Raw genomic sequence first — 19042 nt, 5'->3', positions numbered from 1 at the left:
GCTCACGGCGCGCCCGACTTGCGCATGGCCATTTCCATTTCGCCGCGCAGGAACAGGTTGTGCCACTGGCCGTTCTCCATAAATGCAGCTCCGCCCAAGCCAGCCATCAACATTACGCCGTCGTTGACCGACAGGCTGCCGGAGCATACGTAGATTTCCGAGGGCAGGCCGCTGGCCCGCGCCAGCTTGCCGTTCTCGATCGTCCAGACCCCGTTATCGTTGGTGCACCAGACTTTGCCTTCGTGCCAGACCATGTCCTTGAACCCGAGGCTGATGCCGCCGTCATAGATTTTCTTCCAGCGGTTTTCGCGCCCCATGAAAGTCAATCCCTCGTAGCACGAGATATAGACATTGCCATCGCCGCCGCAGCAGACCGTCGTGGTCCAGATATTGGTGGGGAAAGACACCTGCTGCCACGTTTTGCCGTTGTAGTGCCAGACGTCGCCCTTGCCGCCAACTGCATACAGATCGTTTTCGTTGAATCCGGCGATGTCATCGAAGCCGTCGTCAGTCGAATTCACCAGCTTCGGAATGGCCTCCGAGTGCGAAAACCATTCGCCCTTGCCAAGCCGCTTGCCAACCGACCTGTTACCGCCGCATACATAGGCGTAGCCTTCGATCATCTTGATGCGAAAGATCGACCCGCGGCGCACGGGACTGCCCTTGCATTCCTGGACCGGGGTATCCATGTAGCTGACACCGCTACCGATCACATAGGCCGAGGTATCCTCCATTTCCAGTGCAATGAACTGACTCTGCGGCTTTGTCGCCGCGCCGATGTACACGGTCGCCCATTCTTCCAGCAGCGTTGAGCCCCACTGCTTGCCTGCGTCTCCATTACGGAAAAACGTCACCAAGTGCTTGTTGCGACGGTCCCGGCTACGTCCGCTTTTTTCCTCTGCCTCGACTTCTTCGTCGGTAAACCAGCGATCGGCAATGAAACCAAAACGCGTCCGGTCGCGCACGGCACATCCATAGACATAAAACGTGCTGAGGTGGGTGGCATATTCCTTCATTGTAATCTGCATATTCGTCCTATCCGTTGTCTGCATTATTCACGGGTGGTGGCGTTTTCTTCGTGCCACCGCCGACGCCTGCATTGGCATTCAATTCCTTGCCATCGCACTTGTAGTGCGCATCGAGCTGGGCTTCCAGGCATTTCCGGTCACACTGGATTGCGCCGGCCTTCTGCACTGCATCGACCGCGCGCTCCTTGGCTTCGTCATAGGACAGCTTGGTTTTGCCGGTGTCCTTCGTATAGCGGTCCATGGCCTTCTTCAAATTCGAGTGCGCCATACCGTGGCTACCATGAAGCGCCGCATTATTGGCGCCTTCCAGACACATAGTCGGTGCATTCTCGTAATCGTACCCGTCGCAGCCGGCGCCTTCGACCATAGCATTCGGGAGAATATGATGGCCGGTCTGGCCAGGGCAGCAACCAAGCCCGTGTTTTGCCTGCGACTTGGCCTTACTGTTTGTTACCGTGGTTTTCTTGCCGCTGGCCGCCGTGCGCTTGGCGCTTTCTTCTTTATCCGTACTGCCGTCGCTATCCGCATTTTTATAGGGCACCAGCAGGCATTTGCGGGCTCGCAGGCACGTGTCGAGCTGCGCCATCAGGCTCATGGCATCCGCATAGGCGCGATGCGGTTCTTTCTGGTAGCTGCCGAGGATATCCTTGGCCTTGTCGCCGATATTCTTAATTTTTTCCAAGGCGCCTAATGCAGCCTTGCCTTTGTCGCCGACCAATTCCGCCAGCTGTTTAGCTGTAAAGCGGTTCGCGGTCAGTCGTCATCTGCACCGGGAAAAGGTATACGTTGGATGTATCGGCCATCACACTTTCCTCCGCTTCGCCGCGTCCAATGCGCTGCTCCACACCTCATATTTTAGGTGCGTTTAAAGCACCTTCCAAGCACATTCGCGCCCCGTTTTTTTTGATAACTGGCCCCCATTCTTGAATTATGTACACCGGACCGTTTTTCGCTACGATGACACCGGCTTGCGTGCGTGCTTGCTCAATCAACGAGGTGACCGTCTTCTTATCGATACCGGTCCTCTCAGCCAGCTTGACGAGCGTAGCTGAATCCAGCGAATCGATTGCTGCGAGAACGCTAAGCATACGACGTAAATCTCCCTTGGGGTACTGCGGAGGTTGATCCATTTTAAACCTAAATTGAGTGCGTTTATCGCACCTATCATAGCGCGCTTGCGAACATGGTTTCGAGCTTTTTTTGCGATACCTGCGTGTTACTTGTGTTACGTGACAACGTCGATCTACGATTTCTATAACCCTATTGCCCAGGGCTTAAATATTCGGAGGATACAATGTCTGCTGCAGCACCTGCGCATCTATCAAACGACATCCCCATCCGCGTGATGACCGCAACACATTCTGTGTTCGTGTACGCAATTGACCTTAAGCAGGCGGGGGCCAGACTTATTCAGGAGTTGGCTATAAGACAATACTATCTTAGTTGGACAGCAGCACATGTAAAAGCCGCAGAAGCACTCAAGGCGAAGTACGTGTGGCTGGTCGGTCATGGCGAAAAAACAAGCACAGCAATTGTAAATGCAAGTTCCAAGCCAGTGATCGAGATGCTCGACATAGTTACCTGGTGCGAAGCAAACGGTGCTACCCATATTATCGATACTTGTTGCGCGCCACTTAGCCGCTTGGGCGTGGTCAAGAAATCCAAAACGACGCTAAAGTATTACTGCAAGAAAGATGACGACGGAATCACTCAAATATTAGGTAACACCACGTTGGAAAATTGGTGGGCAACCGAGCAATTCGAACAAAGACATTAGATAGGAGTCGACAAGTACATTTCGGCCTCATTCCTTTGCAGAGCCACCAGGAAGGCGGGCAAGTCATCGGTCCCGATTGCGGCATGATGGCCCTCGCCCTCGGCTTGAGCGCCCCGCGCATATCCGGCACCGGGTTGTACTTGATCAAACCCTTGGCAATGGCAAAGCGGAATATCTGGCTGCACAGCTGCCCCAAGCGGGCCGCCATATCGACGACGCCCCGCTTTTCCACCAGCCGCAGCACGTCCAACAACCGCGGCGCATCGACATCGACAATAGCGCGCTCGCCAATCATCGGGAAAACATCGTTCTGCAGCCGGTTAATTGCCTCCTTGGCGGTGTCTTCCTTCCACGTCTCTGACTGGGCTGCCAAACCATCTTATAGTACTTCCGAAAACTAAAAACCCGCGTTCTCACTGGGAGAGTCGCGGGCTCTGGCACTTCAAAAGACTTCACAAAACTATTTCTTGGCGGAAGCGGTGAGATTCGAACTCACGAACGGCTCACACCGTCGCCAGTTTTCAAGACTGGTGCCTTCAACCGCTCGGCCACGCTTCCTGCAGAACGCGATTATACAGAAAACCACCTGCCTTGGGCAATGTGCCCTCAGCCCGTTGCCCACTCCGCGGGGGCAACGCCGACCACGGCCGCTTGCGCCACCGTGATCAGGTTCTCCGGCGTCAAGGTCGTCGCCAGCACCCCCTGCAACTTCATCATCGTGACAAACGCCGCGTCCGGTCCCGCCGCGCCATCCGCATCGAACTGCACCAGCGTATCGTTTCCGCTCTGCAGGTAGCGCAGCACACCGCCGGCGAAGGGGTCGCCCTGCGGCACCGCACCGGTCAGCAAGGCCGACACGTCGATCCGGTCGCCGCCCGCGCCCACCGCAAAGTCGCGCACGCTGAACAGGCTGGTCCCCATGCTCCCCAGCACGCCAAAGCGGTCGCTCCCGCCCCCACCGATGGCTGTCACCAGGTTCGAATTTTGGGTCGCGCGCGTCAGGATGATGGCGTCGTCGCCCTCGCCGCCGTTGGCGACCACCCGCCCTTGCGCCACGTGATCGTTGGCGTTGATCTCGATCCGGTCGTTGCCGCTGCCGCCGAACGCCCCCACCTCGCCATCGGTCTGCACCTTGATGAGGTCATTGCCGGTGCCGCCATTGAGCAGGCCGTCGATGACGGCGCCGACCATCGTGTCGTCCCCCGCTCCGCCGTCGAGCACGTAGTGGCCGTAGTAGACGGACATCCTGTCGTTGCCGTTGCCACCGTTAAGCACATCGTTGCCGCTGTCACCGAACAGCTCGTCGTCGCCGTCACCGCCGTTGAGCACGTCGTCACCCGCGTGTCCGGCCAGCATGTCATCGCCGCTGCCGCCGTTGAGCGTGTCGTCGCCATCCTGGCCGTTCAGGTAATCGCCGCCCGCGCCGCCGTCGAGCAGGTCGTTGCCCGAGTAACCGTTCAGGTCGTCGTTGCCGTCGCCGCCACGCACGACATCGTTGCCGGCATTCGCCCAGACCTGGTCGTTACCGGCGCCGCCGTCGATGGTGTCGTCGAGCACGCCGCCGCGCAGCTGGTCGTCGCCAGGGCCGGCCTGGATCGTCATGCCGCGCTGCGAGCCATCCTGGTTGTAGCCTTCCGAAAAATTGTTCGGCAGCACGTCCTGCGCGCGCACGCCGCTCAGGGTGGCGACAGTGCGAAAGCCGCTGGCGGTGCCGGCGGCGCCATCGTCGTCGACCTGCACCAGCGTGTCCTTGCCCTGTTGCAGCAGGCGCGCGAAACCGGGCGCGCCGAAGGGATTGGTTTCGTATGCCTGGAACAGCTGCGACAAGCCCAGCTGGTCGCCATCGGGACCGGCCGTAAAATCGTCGATAAACAGCTGTTCGGCATGCTCGCCGTGCGACAGGGAAAAGATATCGCTGCCGGCGCCGCCGCTGGCATGGACCGTCATGGCCGCTGGCGCCGCATGGAAGACCATGCGGTCGGCGCCGTCGCCGCCCGACACCAGCACACTGCTTGCGAGCGCGCCATCCATCGGCGCGCTGACGCTGAGATAGTCGTTGCCCGCACCGCCGTACAGGCTGTCGTTGCCGTTGCCGCCGTCCAGCACGTCATTGTCGGCGCCGCCTTCCAGGCGGTCGGCGCCGGCCCCGATGGCGATCAGGTTGTCGTTGCCCGCACCGCCGGCGAGGATATTGCTGCCGATATCGTCGCGCAGGTAGTCGCCGCCGTCGCCGCCCCGCAGGACGTCGTCGCCGGCGCCGCCGTCGATCTGGTCGGTGCCCGCTTCGCCGTCGACCAGGTCGTTGCCGGCATCGCCGGACAGGGTGTCGTCGCCCGCGCCGCCGTACACGCTGTCGGCGCCATCGCCGCCGTACAGGCGGTCGCCCGAGCCGTTTTCGTCGCCGCCGTCGATGTAGTCGTTGCCGCCGCTGCCGAAGATGAGGTCGGCCCCGCCCAGGCCGAACAGCCGGTCGTCGAGCGCGCCGCCGCGCAGGATGTCATTGTTTTCCGTGCCGGTCAGGTTCAGGCCGGCGACAAGGAAGTTCGCCGGGCGCGGCAGCGCTTCCCCGGCCTCGTACAGTTTCAACAGGGTGGGCATGGGAACTCCTCGCAGAAGTGTCCATCGCGGCAAAAGGGACGATCCGCCGGGTGCGGATCGCCATGATGCGCCGTTCCGCCGCCAGTGCCGGAACGCACATCGCCACGGCCTTTACCGGACAAGGCGCGTGGCGACGGTTCTTTCCTGGCGCTTCGATCAACCCAGCACGAAGTCCGCCGCCGGCACGCCAATCAGTTCTACGGGGGCACTGCCGACATGGACCACGTTATCGCCGCTCATGCTGGTCGCGACCACGTTTTGCAGGGTCATCAGGGTAGCGGCGGCCAGCGGGCCGGCGCCGTCGGCGTCGAAGCGCACCAGGGTGGCGCTGCCGCTCTGCACGAACTCCAGCACCCCGGCCGGCGCCGCCAGGCCGCGCAGGTCGATGCGGTCGCCGCCCGCGCCGGCCGCGAAATCCTTGACCGTCAGGCTGCCCAGGCGCCCTTCCCCGCGCAGCACGTAGGTATCGACGCCGGCGCCGCCGCTGGCGTTGACGGCCGTGTTGTCGAGCGCCGCGCGCGTGAAGACGATGGTGTCGGCATCCTCGCCGCCGGAAGCGACCACACGCCCGGCCAGCGCCTGCTGTGTTCCGGTAATCTCGATCAGGTCGGCGCCGCGCCCGCCGAACAGGCCGCTGTAGCCGCTGCCGCCGACCTTCAGCGCATCGTTGCCATTGCCACCGTTCAGTTGCACGTTGCCGCTGCCGCCATCGAGCGTGTCGTTGCCGGCGCCGCCTTCGAGCACATCGTCGCCCTGGTCGGCGAACAGCGCATCGTCGCCGTTGCCGCCGTTGACGGTGTCGGTGCCGGCGCCGCCGTGCAGGATGTCATTGCCTTCGCCGCCGCTCAGCTCGTCGTTGCCGGCGCCGCCGTCGAGGTGGTCGTCGCCATCGCCGGCCTTGAGGATGTCGGCGCCGTCGCCGCCGTCCAGCGTGTCCTCCTCGGTGCCGCCGTCGAGCAGGTCGTCGCCCAGGCCGCCCCGCAGCGTGTCGCGCAGGCTGCCGCCGTCGAGCACGTCGTTGCCGGCGCCACCGTCGAGTACGTCGTGGCCGGATGCCCCCACCAGGCTGTCGTCGCCATCCTCGCCGTACATGGTGTCGCTATCGACCTCGCCGTCGAGGGTATCGTTGCCCGCCCCGCCGTACAGCGTGTCGTTGCCATAGTTGCCCTTGAGCAGATCGTTACCCAGGAAACCATACAGCTTGTCGTGGCCCCAGCCGCCGTCGAGCACATCGTTGCTGCGCGCGCCGTCCAGCACTTCGTCGTAGTGCATGCCGGTCAGATGGATGCCATCCTCGGAGCCGTTCGGGTTCATGCCGCCGACGATGTGCCTGGCGTTCAGCTGCGAGGGGACCACCCCGTCGATGGTCAGAATGGTGCGAAAGCCCGCTGCGCCGCCGGCCGCGCCGTCCGCGTCGAACTGCAGCAAGGTGCTGTTGCCGCGCTGCTCGACGCGCAGGTAGCCGAGCGCGCCGAAAGGATTGCTGGTGTAATTGGCGGCCACCTGCGGAATCAGGGCGTCCAGGTCGATCCGGTCGATGCCGTAGTCGAGACGGAAGCCGCCGATATAGACCTGCCCGGCGTGGGCGCCAGGGGCGAACGCGAAGGTGTTGCCGCCGAACTCGCCGCCGCTGACGACGACATCCTGGAATGCCAGCGAGCTGCCGAACGTGAGCACGTCGTCGCCAGCGACCTTCACGTTGACGGTGCCCTTGGCGCCGCCCGTGAAATCGGTAAACACGTGGTTGCCGCCCCAGCCGCCGTCGATCGTATCGCCGGCGCCGCCGGTGATGGTGTCGTCGCCGTCGCCGCCGTCGACCTTGTCGCTGCCGCTGCCGGTGGTGACGATCAGGTCGTTGCCGGAGCCGCCGAGCAGGACGTTGTTTCCCTGGATATCGGTAAGGATGTCGTCGTCATAGTCGCCGCTCAGGTAGTCGTCGCCCACGCCGCCGGTCAGGACATCCTTGCCGGCGCCGCCCACGATGCTGTCCTTGCCGCCGTCGCCGGCCAGGGTATCGTCGCCGGCCCCGCCGAAGACGCTGTCGTCGCCGTCCCCGCCTTGCTGCAGGTCGTTATCGGCGCCGCCTTCGACCAGGTCGTCGCCGGCGCCGCCGAGCAGGGTGTCGCTGCCCGCCAGGCCGATCAGGTGTTCGGCGCGTGCGTCACCGTCGATGCTGTCGGCGCCGGCCGTGCCGGTCAGCACCCGGGAGAAGAAGCCGGCCGCGGGATCGTAGCCCTGCTTGAAATTGGCGGCGGTCAGGCTGGTCGCGACGACGTTGCGCAGGGTCATCAGGTCGATGAAGGCGCCGGCGCTGCCGGCCGCGCCGTCGCGGTCGTAGCGCAGGACGGTGTCGGCGCCGCGCTGTTCGAGGCGCAGGAAGCCGTCGCTGCCGAAGGGGTTGCCGTTATACCCCCACGAGGAGCCGCCCAGGTACAGGTCGATCAGGTCGTTCCCGGCGCCCGCCGAAAAATCGCTGACCGTCACCCGCGGGTTGGTCTCGGGCCCGCCGTACGTCCACATCTTGAAGGTATCGCGCCCACTGCCGCCGCTCGCGTTCACCGTCACCTCCGGCGCTCCCTCGCCGATATGGATGATATCGTCGCCGGCGCCGCCGGTCACCTGGAAGGTGCCGGTCTTGGTGGGCTGGTAACCGCCGCCGACGCTCAACTCGTCGTTGCCATCGCCGCCGTCGAGCAGGCTGTCGCCGGCGTAGTCGACCGACAGCATGTCCTTGCCCGCGCCGCCGAGCAGGGTATTCGCGCCCACGCCGCCGTACAGATAGTCGTTGCCCTCGCCCCCGTCGAGCAAGTCGTTGCCATTGAAGCCGTACAAGGTGTCGTCGCCATCCCCGCCGAGCAGGGTGTCGTGGCCGTCGCCCGACGAGATGGTGTCGTTGCCGCCATGGCCTTCGTAGCGGTCGTTCAGGTGCGAGCCGGAGAAACTGTCGTTGCGGCTGCCGCCGACGATGGTCTCGCCGTCGTCGATGCCGGCCGGCGTGAGCAAGCTGGTCGAGATGGCCGGGGCGACCGCGCCGGCGGCCACGCCTTCGAGCCGCAGCACGGTCTTGAAGGCCCACGCCGTGCCCTTGGCGCCGTCGGCGTCGAATTGCAGCAGGGTGTCGGCGCCATCCTGCACCAGTTTCAGGTAGCCGCGCGCGCCCGAAAACGGGTCGCCCAGGGACAGGTCGACGCCGGCCAGCAGCTTGCTGACGTCGATCCGGTCGCCCCCGGGGCCGGTGGCGAAATCGGTGACGGTGTAGCCGGCCGGGCCGCTGTCGCGTTCGAGCAGGTAGACATCGCTTCCGCCGCCGCCGGTCACGCGCGCCGTGCCCTTGTTCAGGAAGGCCACGCTGAACAGGTCGTTGCCCTCGCCGCCGTCGGCCAGGGTGGTGGCCGCCGCTTCGGCGGCGCGCGTGCGGATGTTGAGGCGGTCGGCGCCGGCGCCGCCGATAAAGGTGTCCTGGCCGTCGCCCAGCAGCACGTCGTTGTCGGCGCCGCCGTCGAGCACGCTGTTGCCGCCCCGTTCGGAGTACAGCAGGTCGACCCCGGCGCCGCCCGTCAGCAGGTCGCGCCCTTCGTAATCGTTGAGCGTGTCGTGGCCGGCGCCGCCCTGCAGGGTGTCGTTGCCCAGTTCGCCCCGCAGCTGGTCGTTGCCGGCGCCGCCATCGGCGAAGTCGTTGCCGAAATTGCCGTTCAGGTTATCCGTGCCGCGCCCGCCCAGCAGGGTGTCGTTGCCGTCGAAGCCGAACAGGTCGTCGTACCCGGCAGGCGAGTCGTCGTCCGGGTCGTTGCTCATGATGTAGTCGTCGCCGGCATAGCCCCACATCCGGTCCGAGCCCCCATTGCCCGAAATGGTGTCGTTCAGTTCGGAGCCATACAGCGTGTCGTCGCCGCCCGAACCCTGCAGCTCGCGGCCGGCCAGGGTGGTGCCGGCATTCATCTGGATGACATTGTTGCCCGTCAGGCCGGCGGGGTGGGCAATGCTGGCGTCGAAAGTGCTCATCTGGTTCCTGTGAGTGATGTTACGGTGACGGCAATATTATCAACATTATCATGCCTTTACCCGATACGGATGTACAGAAGGTAAAATTAATCTCTTTGTAACAAGCTGTGACAGCGGCGACCGCCTTGGCGCCGCGCCGCCGCTCGTCTCAGCCGATCAGGTAGGCGTCGCTGGCCAGCCCGACCAGTTCCAGCGGCGCGCCGGGAGCGAGCACATTGTCGGGCGTCAGGGTGTCGGCCACCACGTTCTGCAGGGTCATCAGGGTGGCGGCGGCCAGCGGGCCGGCGCCGTCGGCGTCGAAGCGCACCAGGGTGGCGCTGCCGCTCTGCACGAACTCGAGCACCCCGGCCGGCGCCGCCAGGCCGCGCAGGTCGATGCGGTCGCCGCCCGCGCCGGCGCTAAAATCCTTGACCGACAGGCTGCCCAGGCGCCCTTCGCCGCGCAGCACGTAGGTGTCGACGCCGGCGCCGCCGCTGGCGTTGACGGCGGTGTTGTCGAGCGCCGCGCGCGTGAAGACGATGGTGTCGGCATCCTCGCCGCCGGAGGCGACCACGCGCCCGGCCAGCGCCTGCTGTGTTCCGGTAATCTCGATCAGGTCGGCGCCGCGCCCGCCGAACAGGCCGCTGTTGCCGCTGCCGCCCAGCTTGAGCACATCGTTGCCGTTGCCGCCGTTGAGCTGCACGCTGCCGCTGCCGCCATCGAGCGTGTCGTTGCCGGCGCCGCCGTCGAGCACGTCGTCGCCCTGGTCGGCGAACAGCGCATCGTCGCCGTTGCCGCCGTTGACGGTGTCGTTTCCGGCGCCGCTGCGCAGGATGTCGTTTCCGTCGCCGCCGCTCAGCTCGTCGTTGCCGGCGCCGCCGTCGAGGCGGTCGTCGCCATCGCCGTCCCGCAGCAGGTCGGCGCCGTCGCCGCCGTCCAGCGTATCGTTGCCGCTGCCGCCGTCGAGCGCGTCATCGCCCTGCCCGCCCTCCAGCAGGTCGAGCCCGCTACCGCCGTCGAGCGCGTCGTTGCCCGTACCGCCGTCGAGCTTGTCGTCCGCCTCGCCGCCCGCCAGGCTGTCGGCGCCATCCTCGCCGAACAGCAGGTCGTTCTCGTCATTGCCTTCGAGGCGGTCGTTGCCCACGCCGCCATACAGCGTGTCGTTGCCGAAACTCCCCTTGAGCAGATCGTCAGCCTGGAAACCGTAGACCTTGTCATCGCCCCAGCCGCCGTCGAGCGTGTCGTTGCTGCGTCCGCCGTTGATGGTCTCGCTGTAGTGCGAACCCCACATGTCGATGCCATCTTCCGACCCGTTCGGATTCATGCCGCCGGCGATGTGGCTGGCGTTGAGCTGGGCGGGCGTGACGCCGTCGATCGTGAGGATGGTGCGAAAACTTGCCGCGCTGCCGGCGGCGCCGTCCTCGTCGAACTGCAGCACGGTGCTGTTGCCGCGCTGCTCGACGCGCAGGTAGCCGAGCGCGCCGAAGGGGTTGCTGACGTAATTGGCCGCGACCTGCGGAATCAGCGCGTCCAGGTCGATCACGTCGCTGGCATTGTCCAGATCGAAGTCGGTGATGGTGACCTGGCCGGCATGGCTGCCGGGCGCGAAGGCATAGGTGTTGCCGCCGTAGCCGATATCGCTGGCGATGACGTCCTGGAATGCCAGCGCGGGGCCGAAGATGAACAGGTCGTCGCCCGAGCTGCCCACCAGGCGCACCGTACCTTTGGCGCCGCCGGTGAAATCGGCGAGCAGGCGGTTGTTGCCCGGGCCGCCGTCGAGCGTGTCGCCGGCGCCGCCGGCCACGGTGTCGTCGCCGGAACCGGCGTCGACCGTGTCGCTGCCGCTGCCGGTGGTGACGATCAGGTCGTTGCCATAGCCGCCCGTCAGCAGGTTGTTGCCGACAACGTCGGTGAGGAGGTCGTCGTCGGCGTCGCCGTGGAGCACGTCGTCGCCCGCGCCGCCGGTCAGGACATCCCGGCCGGCCCCGCCCACCACGCTGTCGTTGCCCTCTTCGCCGGCCAGCGTGTCGTCGCCCGCGCCGCCGAAGACGCTGTCGTTGCCGCTGCCGCCTTGCAGCAGGTCGCCATCGGCGCCGCCTTCGGCCAGGTCGTCACCGGCGCCGCCGAGCAGGGTGTCGCTGCCGTCCAGGCCGATGAGGTGTTCGGCGCGCGCATCGCCTTCGATGCTGTCGGCGCCGGCCGTGCCGGTCAGCACCCGGCTGAAGAAGCCGGCCGCGGGATCGTAGCCCTGCTTGAAATTGGCGGCGGTCAGGCTGTTCGCGCTGACATTGCGCAGGGTCAGCACGTCCATCAGGGCATACGCGGCGCCGGCCGCGCCGTCCTTGTCATGGCGCAGTACCGTGTCGGCGCCGCGCTGTTCCAGGCGCAGGTAGCCGTCGACGCCGAACGGGTTGCCGCTGTAATCCCACCAGAGGCCCGACAGCGACAGGTCGAGCTGGTCGCCGCCGGCGCCCGCCGCAAAGTCGGTCAGCCGCACGTTCGCGGTGCTTTCAGGTATGCCATACAGCGACAGGCGGAAGGTGTCGCTTCCGCTGCCGCCGCTCGCATTCACGATCACGTCCGGCGGCCCGTCGCCGATTTCGAACCTGTCGTCGCCGGCGCCGCCCAGGGCCTGCACCGTGCCGAACCTGAGGGACGTCCAGCCGCCCAACCTCAGGATGTCGTTGCCATCAGCGGCGTCGAGCAGGCTGTCGCCGGCGTAGTCGGTCGACAGCGTGTCGTTGCCTGCGCCGCCGAGCACGATATTCGAGCCTGCGCCGCCGGACACCAGGTCGTCGCCCTCGCCACCGTCGATCCGGTCGTCGCCCTCTTCGCCGAACAGCCAGTCGGCGCCGTCGCCGCCCGACAGGGTATCGTTGCCCGCACCGGCCTGCACGGTGTCGGCGCCGCCATTGCTCTCGTAGCGGTCGTTCAGGTGGGAGCCGGCAATGTCATCGATGCGGCCGTCGCCGATCAAGGTCTCGCCCACGTCGATGCCTTCCGGCGTGAGCACGCTGGCCGAAACAGCCGGCGCCACCGACCCGGCGGCCACGCCCTCGAGCCGCAGCACGGTCCGGAAGGCGGACGCCGTGCCCGCCGCGCCGTCGGCGTCGAACTGGAGCAGGGTGTCGGCCCCGTCCTGCACCAGTTTCAGGTAGCCGCGTTCGCTGGAAAACGGGTCGCCCAGGGACAGGTCGACGCCGGCCAGCAGCTTGCTGACGTCGATCCGGTCGCCCCCGGGGCCGGCGGCGAAATCGGTGACGGTGTAGCCGGCCGGGCCGCTCTCGCGCTCAAGCAGGTAGACATCGCTCCCGCCGCCGCCGCTCACGCGCGCCGTGCCCTGGTTGAGGAAGGCCACGCTGAACAGGTCGTTGCCCTCGCCGCCGTCGGCCACGGTGGTGCCCGCCGCTTCGGCGGCGCGCGTGCGGATGTTGAGGCGGTCGGCGCCGGCGCCGCCGATATAGGTGTCCTGGCCGTCGCCCAGCAGCACGTCGTTGTCGGCGCCGCCGTCGAGCAGGCTGCTGCCGCCCCGTTCGGAATACAGCAGGTCGACCCCGGCGCCGCCCGTCAGCAGGTCGCGCCCTTCGTAATCGTTGAGCGTGTCGTGGCCGGCGCCGCCCTGCAGGGTGTCGTTGCCCAGTTCGCCCCGCAGCTGGTCGTTGCCGGCGCCGCCATCGGCGAAGTCGTTGCCGAAATTGCCGTTCAGGTTATCGCTGCCGCGCCCGCCCAGCAGAGTGTCGTTGCCGTCGAAGCCGAACAGGTCGTCGTACCCGGCAGGCGAGTCGTCGTCCGGGTCGTTGCTGGTAATGTAGTCGTCGCCCCCATAGCCCCACATCCGGTCCGAGCCGCCATTGCCGGAAATGGTGTCGTTGAGCTCCGATGCGTACAGCGAATCGCTGCCGCGCCCGCCCTGCAGATTCTGGCCGGCGGCGGCCAGGGTGGCGCCGGGACCGGACTGGAGGATGACGTTGCGGATGAGGTCGGCGTGCTGCTCGGTGATGGCGCTGGAAGTAGTCATGTCGGTCCCGGGAAGGATGTTGGTGGAAGGCGTCCAACATCCATCATGCCCGCGCCCGATAGGAATGTACAGATGATAAAATTAAAGAAAATGTAACATTTTGCGACAAGGGCGGCGCGCGCCGGCGCCAGCCCGGATGCACATCCTGGCGCAGGAAAAAAGCTCAGCCCGGGCCGGCCCAGCCGGCGCGCAGCGCGCTTTCGAAGGCGGCCGCCGGCAGCGGGCGCGAGAACAGGTAACCCTGCACTTCGTCGCAGCCGGCGTCGCGCAGGAATTCGAGCTGCTGGGGCGTTTCCACGCCTTCGGCGATCACCTTGTGGCGCAGCTGGCGCCCGATGCTGATGATGGTGCTGGCGATGGCGCAGTCGTTGCTGTCGAACGGCAGGCCGGTGGTAAACGAGCGGTCGATCTTCAGGGTGTCGATCGGGAAGCGTTTCAGGTACGACAGGCTGGAGTAGCCGGTGCCGAAGTCGTCCAGCGACAGGCTCACGCCGAGCGCGGTGATGCGGTCCATGATGCCGATCACGCGCTCGATGTCGTGCATCAGGGTGCTCTCGGTGATTTCCAGTTCCAGCCAGGACGGATCGAGCTGGTAGCGCGCCAGGGTCGCGCTCACGCGCGCCGGCAAGGCGGCCGAAAACTCGCGCGCCGAGACATTCACCGCGAGGCGGAACGGCGGCAGTCCGGCCGCCTGCCATTGCGCGGCCTGGGCGCAGGCCGCTTCCAGCACCCATTCGCCCAGCTGGACGATCAGGCCGGTCGCCTCGGCCAGCGGAATGAAGTCGGCCGGCGGCACCAGTCCGCGCTGCGGATGCAGCCAGCGCACCAGCGCTTCGGCGCCGACCATGGCGCGCGTGCGGATCTCGAACTTGGGCTGGAAGTGCAGCAGCAATTCGCCGTTGGCCAGCGCCTGGCGCAGGCCCGATTCGAGGCGCATGCGCTCCTGCATGCCCTGGTTCATGTCGTGGCTGTAGAAAGCGACGCTGTCGCCGCCGCCGTCGTTGCCCTGCTTGGCGCGCGCCATGGCGATGTCGGCCAGGCGCAGCAGGGCTTCGGCGTCGCCCCCGTCCTGCGGATAGACGCTGATGCCGATGCTGGCGCCCACGCGCAGGTCGTGCCCTTCGATCAGGAAGGGTTCGACCAGGGCCGCCTGCAGCTTGTGCGCCACCGTGGTCGCTTCGAAATGCTCGCGGATGTCGAACAGGCCGACCGCGAATTCGTCGCCCGACAGGCGCGCCACCACGTCCTGCTCGCGCAGCACCTGCTTGAAGCGCTGCCCCACTTGGCGCAGCAGCTCGTCGCCGGTGGCGCGTCCGAGGGTGTCGTTGAACATCTTGAAGCGGTTCAGGTCGACGAACAGGATGCAGGCGGTGGCGCCCTTGCGCTGGGCCGCGCTGAGGGCCTGGTCGACCAGCTTGGCCATCAGGCTGCGGTTGGGCAGGCCGGTCAGGGCGTCGTAGTAGGCCAGGTGGTGCAGGCGTTCTTCCGCGTGCTTGCGCTCGGTGATATCGGTCAGGTAGGCGATCAGCCCGACCGGGCGCTGCTCGCGGTCGTGCAGGGGCGAGAGCGACAGGCTGGCCCAGAACACCTCGCCCGACTTCTTGCGGCGCCGCACTTCCATCATGCGCCCGCCCTGCTCCACGAAGGCATCGTGGAAGGCGGTGTCTTCCTCCGCGTACAGGAACAGGATGTTGCGCCCCACCGCTTCCTGGGCGCTGTAGCCGAACAGGCGCTCGGCGCCCTTGTTCCAGCTGGTGATGTAGCCGGTCTGGTCCATCGTCAGCACCGACTCGTGGATCTGGTCGAGGATCTGGGCCTGGTGCGACAGCTCCGCTTCCAGGTCGAGGTAAGCCTGGGTCGAGCGCAGCGCGAAATCGTTTACCTGCAGCAGGCTGGCGGCCAGTCCGGCCAGGCCGGCCAGCAGGCGCGCATCCTGCTCGTCGTAGGCGGCGCGCCCGCCGACCACGAAGCGGCCGAAGCGCGTGCCGCCGCTGGCGACCTCGCAGGCGAGCTGGTGCCCGGCGCCGCCGTCCGCCTGTCCTTGCGCGAGGAAACTGCCGTGCGGACTGGCCAGCAGCGCGCGCGCGATGCGCCCGAGTTCGGCCGTCAGCTGGTCGCCGCGCAGGTTGAGCACGGCGGCGCACAGGGCGGCACTACTGGTCAGGAAGTCGGTCGCGGAGCTTGCCTGCATCCTACAGGTTCCTGCCGACCTGGATCGCCCAGTGATAGGCGTGCAGCTGGCTTTGCCACCACTGGGTGTGGTCGATGCCGAGCGCGGCCAGCTGCCCGGGCGCCGGCAGGCGCTGTTCGACCAGGCGCAACTGTTCGCCCAGGCGCCCTTCGCGCAGGAGCAGGGCTTCGGCCGCGGCCGGCGCCAGGCCGAGCGCGCCGACGATGTCTTCCATCGACATGCCGAACAGCACGTCGAGCAGGGAAAACACGCCGGTCATGAAGGCGATGTCCTGGTCCTCGCGCTCGCCGCCCTGCAATTTGCAGAGCGATTCGAGCTGGGCCGCGCGCAGGGCGGCCAGCGGCAGCAGCGGATTGGCCATGCCGTCCGGCTGCTGGCGCGCGTACAGCAGCAGTTGCAGCCAGCGCTGCAACTGGCGCCGGCCGAGCAGGTTGATGGCCTGGCCGAAGCTGGTGATCTGGGTGCTGAGCGCGAAGGCGGCCGAGTTGACCAGTTTCAGCAGATGATAGGACAGGGCCGGATCCTGCTTGAGCAATTGTTCGAGTTCGCGCGATTCGGCGTCGCGCGCCAGCAGGCCGAGCAAGGCCAGCAAGCGCTTGCGCGAGGTGCCGTCGTGCGGCTTGGCGTTGGGCGCCGGATGCAGCGGCCAGTCGCCGGCCAGCCATTCGAAGCCGGCCTCGACGCAATCGGCGAAGCGCACGGCGCTGTCCACGCCATACGCCAGGTGCGGGCCGAACAGGGACAAGACCTGGTATTTGCCGCCGCGCGCCACGGGCAGGCCCGCGCTGCAATCGAGCGCGACCGCGCGCAAGGTGGGCGGCAGCCTGAGGCCCTCGCCCGACTGGCCGTCGAGCAGCACGCGGTAGCCGGCCTCGTGCAGCGCCTCGGTTTGCTTGACCAGGGCCTGGTCGGCCAGCACCCCGGCATCGATGGCGAAGATGACGCGGCTGGGCGGCATCAGCGCCAGCAGCGGCGCACCCAGGATGGCGGGCGAGGCCAGCGGCACGATGCAGTCGAGCGGGGCGATGGCGGTCAGCAGGTCGGGCGCGCCGAACACCTGCTGCAGGGCGGCGCCCTGGTCCGGGCCGCCGACGCGCACGGTCAGCGCCAGCCACTCGTTTTGCGCATTCGCCGCCGCTTGCATCTCTACCAACGGGAACGGTGTTGTATCGGAGGCAGCCATCGGCATCTTTGAAAAAGTGGGTTCGGTAATCTTAGTTGAGATAATGATTGGAAGCAACCACTTCCTGGCCTGAGCGTTAGCAGTCCGTCATCATTATTCCGCATGCAAGCAGAAGGATACTAGCTTCCTTCGAAACGTGCGTGCTGCACGGCATACCGGATCAGCTCGGCCTGGCCTTCGATGCCCAGTTTGCGCTTGATGTTCAGGCGGTGCGTCTCCACCGTGCGCACCGACAGGTCGAGCGCGCGCGCGATCTGCTTGTTCGATTGCCCGCCCGCCAGGTGCTGCAGCACTTCCTGTTCGCGCACCGACAACTGCGTGTCCTGCACCAGCGGGCGGGCCAGCTGGCGCGCCAGCGCGGCGCTGTAGTAAATACCGCCGGCCATGACGGTCTCGATGGCCAGCACGATGTCCTTGCCGGGCGCATCCTTGAGCACATAGCCGCGCGCGCCGGCCTGCATCGCCTGGCTGACGTACTCGACCTTGTCGTGCATCGACAGGATCAGCACCGCGATGGCGGGGAATTGCTGGCGGAAGCGCGCGGTGGCCTCGATCCCGCTGATGCCGCGCATATTGATGTCCATCAGGACCAGCTCGACGCCGTGCTCGCCGGCCTGGCGCAGCGCGTCTTCGGCGCCATCGGCTTCGGCCACCACGCGCAGGTGCGGCACCGCTTCGAGGCGCGCGCGCAGGCCGTCGCGCACCAGGGGATGGTCGTCGACCAGCAGGATGTGAATCGGGGTATCTGTCATATATCGGTCATGCGCGCGCGGCGCTGGGGGGAAGCGGAACCGAGGCCTGCACCGAGGTGCCGGCGGCGGAGGAAGTGATGGCCAGCTGGCCGCCGATGGCGTCCATCCTTTCCATCATGTTGCGCAGGCCGATGCCGCGCTTGGGGTGGATCGCCACCCCGGCCGCGTCGAAGCCGGCGCCGTCGTCGGCCACCGTCAGCGTGACGGTGGCGCCGGCGCGCGCCAGGGTGATCTCGACCTGGTGCGCGCCGGCATGGCGTTCGATATTCGTCAGCGCTTCCTGGGCGATGCGGAACAGCACCGTGTTGGCCACGTCGGGCAGGCCGTCGGTGCTGCCGCGCGCCAGGAAACGCACCGGCAGCGCGCTGTTCTGGGTCGCTTCGTGGGCCAGGTGGTCGAGTGCGGCGGCCAGGCCGAGGTCGTCGAGAATGGCCGGGCGCAGATTGTGCGAAATGCGCCGCACCTCGCCCAGCACATCGTTGAGCTGGCTTGCGGTGTGCTCGAAACTGGCGCGCGCCTTTTGCTGCTGGGCGGCATCGCCGCCGAGGCGGATCACGCCCGCCTCGATCTGCAGCTTGATCGAGACCAGCCACTGGCTGATGCCGTCGTGCAGATCGCGCGACAGGCGCGCCCGCTCCTGCTCCTGCGACTCGACCACGCGCTGGGCCAGCACCTTGAGCTTGGCGTCGGCCACGCGCAGCTCGCTGATGTTCAGGGCCAGCCCGGAACTGGCCACCACCAGGGCGCTGACGATGGCCAGCACGGCGATCCACAGCATGGTGCCCTGGATATTGCGCGACTGCTGGGCGTCGATCTGGGCCAGGGCGGCGTCCACGTCGTCGAGGTAGATGCCGGTGCCCAGCATCCAGCCCCAGTTGTCCATCGGGATCACATAGCCGAGCTTGGGCGCCGCCTTGTTGGCCGAGGGCTTGGCCCAGATGTAGCGCTGCAGCCCGCCGCCGTTCCTGGCGCGCGCGAGCAGGCGCTGGATGGTCGGTTCGCCGTTGACGTCGCGCATCTCCCACAGATTGCGCCCCACCAGTTCCGGCTGGCGCGGATGCATCAGGCTGTTGCCCTGGAAATCGTAGACGAAGAAATAGCCGTCGTCGCCATAGCTCAGGGTCGACAGGATGCGCTTGGCTTCGTCCAGGGTGGCCCGGTCGCGCTTGCCGGAATCGGCCAGGTGCGCCACCGAGCGCGCCGCCAGGTCCACGTAATGCTTCAGTTCGGCCTCCTTGCTGGCCAGCCAGGCCTGCTGGATGGTGTCGCGCTGCTGCTGGGCCAGGGTGATGGCCTGGTGGCGCACGAACAGCGCGATCGTGCACAGCGCCAGGATCAGCGGCGTAATCGCGAGAAAGATGACCTTTTGCCTTAACTTCATGGAGCGCCCGGCCTGCCATTGACGGCGTTGTGAACAAGTCACGATTCTACGACGGCGCCGCGCCCGCGTGCTACGTAGTACCACGTAGGGTTCTGCGTAGTGCTGCGCTTGCCGCACGGACAAGCCCGTTCGA

The 19042-nt window shown here is 66.4% G+C and carries 12 protein-coding genes and 1 tRNA gene; 1 reads left to right on the top strand and 12 read right to left on the bottom strand.

Annotated features, from left to right (window positions below; translation table 11 throughout):
- Positions 1 to 2: 2 nt before the first annotated feature.
- The 3 genes from EJB06_RS19530 to EJB06_RS19520 all read right to left on the bottom strand — a co-directional run bounded on the left by EJB06_RS19530 (position 3) and on the right by EJB06_RS19520 (position 2158).
- Positions 3 to 1028 carry a beta propeller repeat protein gene (locus tag EJB06_RS19530; RefSeq protein ID WP_126075695.1) on the bottom strand — a complete coding sequence of 342 codons (1026 nt, stop codon included), beginning with the start codon at positions 1026 to 1028 and terminating at the stop codon, positions 3 to 5.
- A 7-nt stretch (positions 1029 to 1035) separates the two neighbouring features.
- Positions 1036 to 1746, bottom strand: a complete 711-nt coding sequence (locus EJB06_RS19525) for an HNH/endonuclease VII fold toxin-2 domain-containing protein (protein ID WP_126075694.1) — start codon at positions 1744 to 1746, stop codon at positions 1036 to 1038.
- Between the two features lie 130 nt (positions 1747 to 1876).
- Positions 1877 to 2158, bottom strand: a complete 282-nt coding sequence (locus tag EJB06_RS19520; protein WP_198420868.1) for a hypothetical protein — start codon at positions 2156 to 2158, stop codon at positions 1877 to 1879.
- A 164-nt stretch (positions 2159 to 2322) separates the two neighbouring features.
- On the opposite strand from EJB06_RS19520, the gene EJB06_RS19515 reads away from it, so the two are divergent.
- The gene (locus EJB06_RS19515) at positions 2323 to 2805 is read left to right on the top strand and encodes a hypothetical protein (RefSeq protein WP_126075693.1); all 483 of its coding nucleotides are present in this window, start codon (positions 2323 to 2325) and stop codon (positions 2803 to 2805) included.
- Here the strand turns inward: EJB06_RS19515 and EJB06_RS33220 are convergent.
- From EJB06_RS33220 to EJB06_RS19475, 9 genes are all read right to left on the bottom strand, one after another.
- The gene (locus EJB06_RS33220; protein WP_404932220.1) at positions 2735 to 3178 is read right to left on the bottom strand and encodes a tyrosine-type recombinase/integrase; all 444 of its coding nucleotides are present in this window, start codon (positions 3176 to 3178) and stop codon (positions 2735 to 2737) included. The two genes, EJB06_RS19515 and EJB06_RS33220, sit on opposite strands and share 71 nt — an antisense overlap.
- Before the next feature lie 95 nt (positions 3179 to 3273).
- Positions 3274 to 3363, bottom strand: a tRNA-Ser gene (locus tag EJB06_RS19510).
- A gap of 48 nt (positions 3364 to 3411) precedes the next feature.
- Complete coding sequence (locus tag EJB06_RS19505) at positions 3412 to 5403, bottom strand: calcium-binding protein (protein WP_126075692.1); 1992 nt, start codon at positions 5401 to 5403, stop codon at positions 3412 to 3414.
- 156 nt (positions 5404 to 5559) lie between these two features.
- A complete protein-coding gene (locus tag EJB06_RS19500; RefSeq protein WP_126075691.1) occupies positions 5560 to 9405 on the bottom strand; it encodes a calcium-binding protein in 3846 nt (1281 codons plus the stop codon).
- Between the two features lie 148 nt (positions 9406 to 9553).
- On the bottom strand, positions 9554 to 13402 hold the full coding sequence (locus tag EJB06_RS19495) for a calcium-binding protein (RefSeq protein ID WP_126075690.1): 3849 nt from the start codon (positions 13400 to 13402) through the stop codon (positions 9554 to 9556).
- Positions 13403 to 13565: 163 nt separating this feature from the next.
- Entirely contained in the window at positions 13566 to 15593 is a 2028-nt protein-coding gene (locus EJB06_RS19490; RefSeq protein WP_126075689.1) for a putative bifunctional diguanylate cyclase/phosphodiesterase, read from the bottom strand.
- A 1-nt stretch (position 15594) separates the two neighbouring features.
- Positions 15595 to 16776 carry an HDOD domain-containing protein gene (locus EJB06_RS19485; protein WP_126075688.1) on the bottom strand — a complete coding sequence of 394 codons (1182 nt, stop codon included), beginning with the start codon at positions 16774 to 16776 and terminating at the stop codon, positions 15595 to 15597.
- A gap of 119 nt (positions 16777 to 16895) precedes the next feature.
- Positions 16896 to 17528: a response regulator gene (locus tag EJB06_RS19480; protein ID WP_126075687.1), complete on the bottom strand. Its 633-nt coding sequence runs from the start codon at positions 17526 to 17528 to the stop codon at positions 16896 to 16898.
- A gap of 7 nt (positions 17529 to 17535) precedes the next feature.
- On the bottom strand, positions 17536 to 18909 hold the full coding sequence (locus EJB06_RS19475) for a cache domain-containing protein (RefSeq protein ID WP_126075686.1): 1374 nt from the start codon (positions 18907 to 18909) through the stop codon (positions 17536 to 17538).
- Between the last annotated feature and the right edge of the window lie 133 nt (positions 18910 to 19042).

The sequence above is a fragment of the Massilia atriviolacea genome (genome assembly GCF_003953935.1).
GTDB lineage: Bacteria > Pseudomonadota > Gammaproteobacteria > Burkholderiales > Burkholderiaceae_D > Telluria_A > Telluria_A atriviolacea.
Note: the sequence above shows the minus strand (reverse complement) of the source record. Positions and strands in the feature narration are given on the sequence as shown.

What these genes read in the sequence shown, in the direction of transcription:
- EJB06_RS19530 (WP_126075695.1), bottom strand. Translation starts at nt 1,028, where the DNA reads ATGCAGATTACAATGAAGGAATATGCCACCCACCTCAGCACGTTTTAT.
- EJB06_RS19520 (WP_198420868.1), bottom strand. Translation starts at nt 2,158, where the DNA reads ATGGATCAACCTCCGCAGTACCCCAAGGGAGATTTACGTCGTATGCTT.
- EJB06_RS19515 (WP_126075693.1), top strand. Translation starts at nt 2,323, where the DNA reads ATGTCTGCTGCAGCACCTGCGCATCTATCAAACGACATCCCCATCCGC.
- EJB06_RS19505 (WP_126075692.1), bottom strand. Translation starts at nt 5,403, where the DNA reads ATGCCCACCCTGTTGAAACTGTACGAGGCCGGGGAAGCGCTGCCGCGC.
- EJB06_RS19500 (WP_126075691.1), bottom strand. Translation starts at nt 9,405, where the DNA reads ATGAGCACTTTCGACGCCAGCATTGCCCACCCCGCCGGCCTGACGGGC.
- EJB06_RS19495 (WP_126075690.1), bottom strand. Translation starts at nt 13,402, where the DNA reads ATGACTACTTCCAGCGCCATCACCGAGCAGCACGCCGACCTCATCCGC.
- EJB06_RS19490 (WP_126075689.1), bottom strand. Translation starts at nt 15,593, where the DNA reads ATGCAGGCAAGCTCCGCGACCGACTTCCTGACCAGTAGTGCCGCCCTG.
- EJB06_RS19485 (WP_126075688.1), bottom strand. Translation starts at nt 16,776, where the DNA reads ATGGCTGCCTCCGATACAACACCGTTCCCGTTGGTAGAGATGCAAGCG.
- EJB06_RS19480 (WP_126075687.1), bottom strand. Translation starts at nt 17,528, where the DNA reads ATGACAGATACCCCGATTCACATCCTGCTGGTCGACGACCATCCCCTG.
- EJB06_RS19475 (WP_126075686.1), bottom strand. Translation starts at nt 18,909, where the DNA reads ATGAAGTTAAGGCAAAAGGTCATCTTTCTCGCGATTACGCCGCTGATC.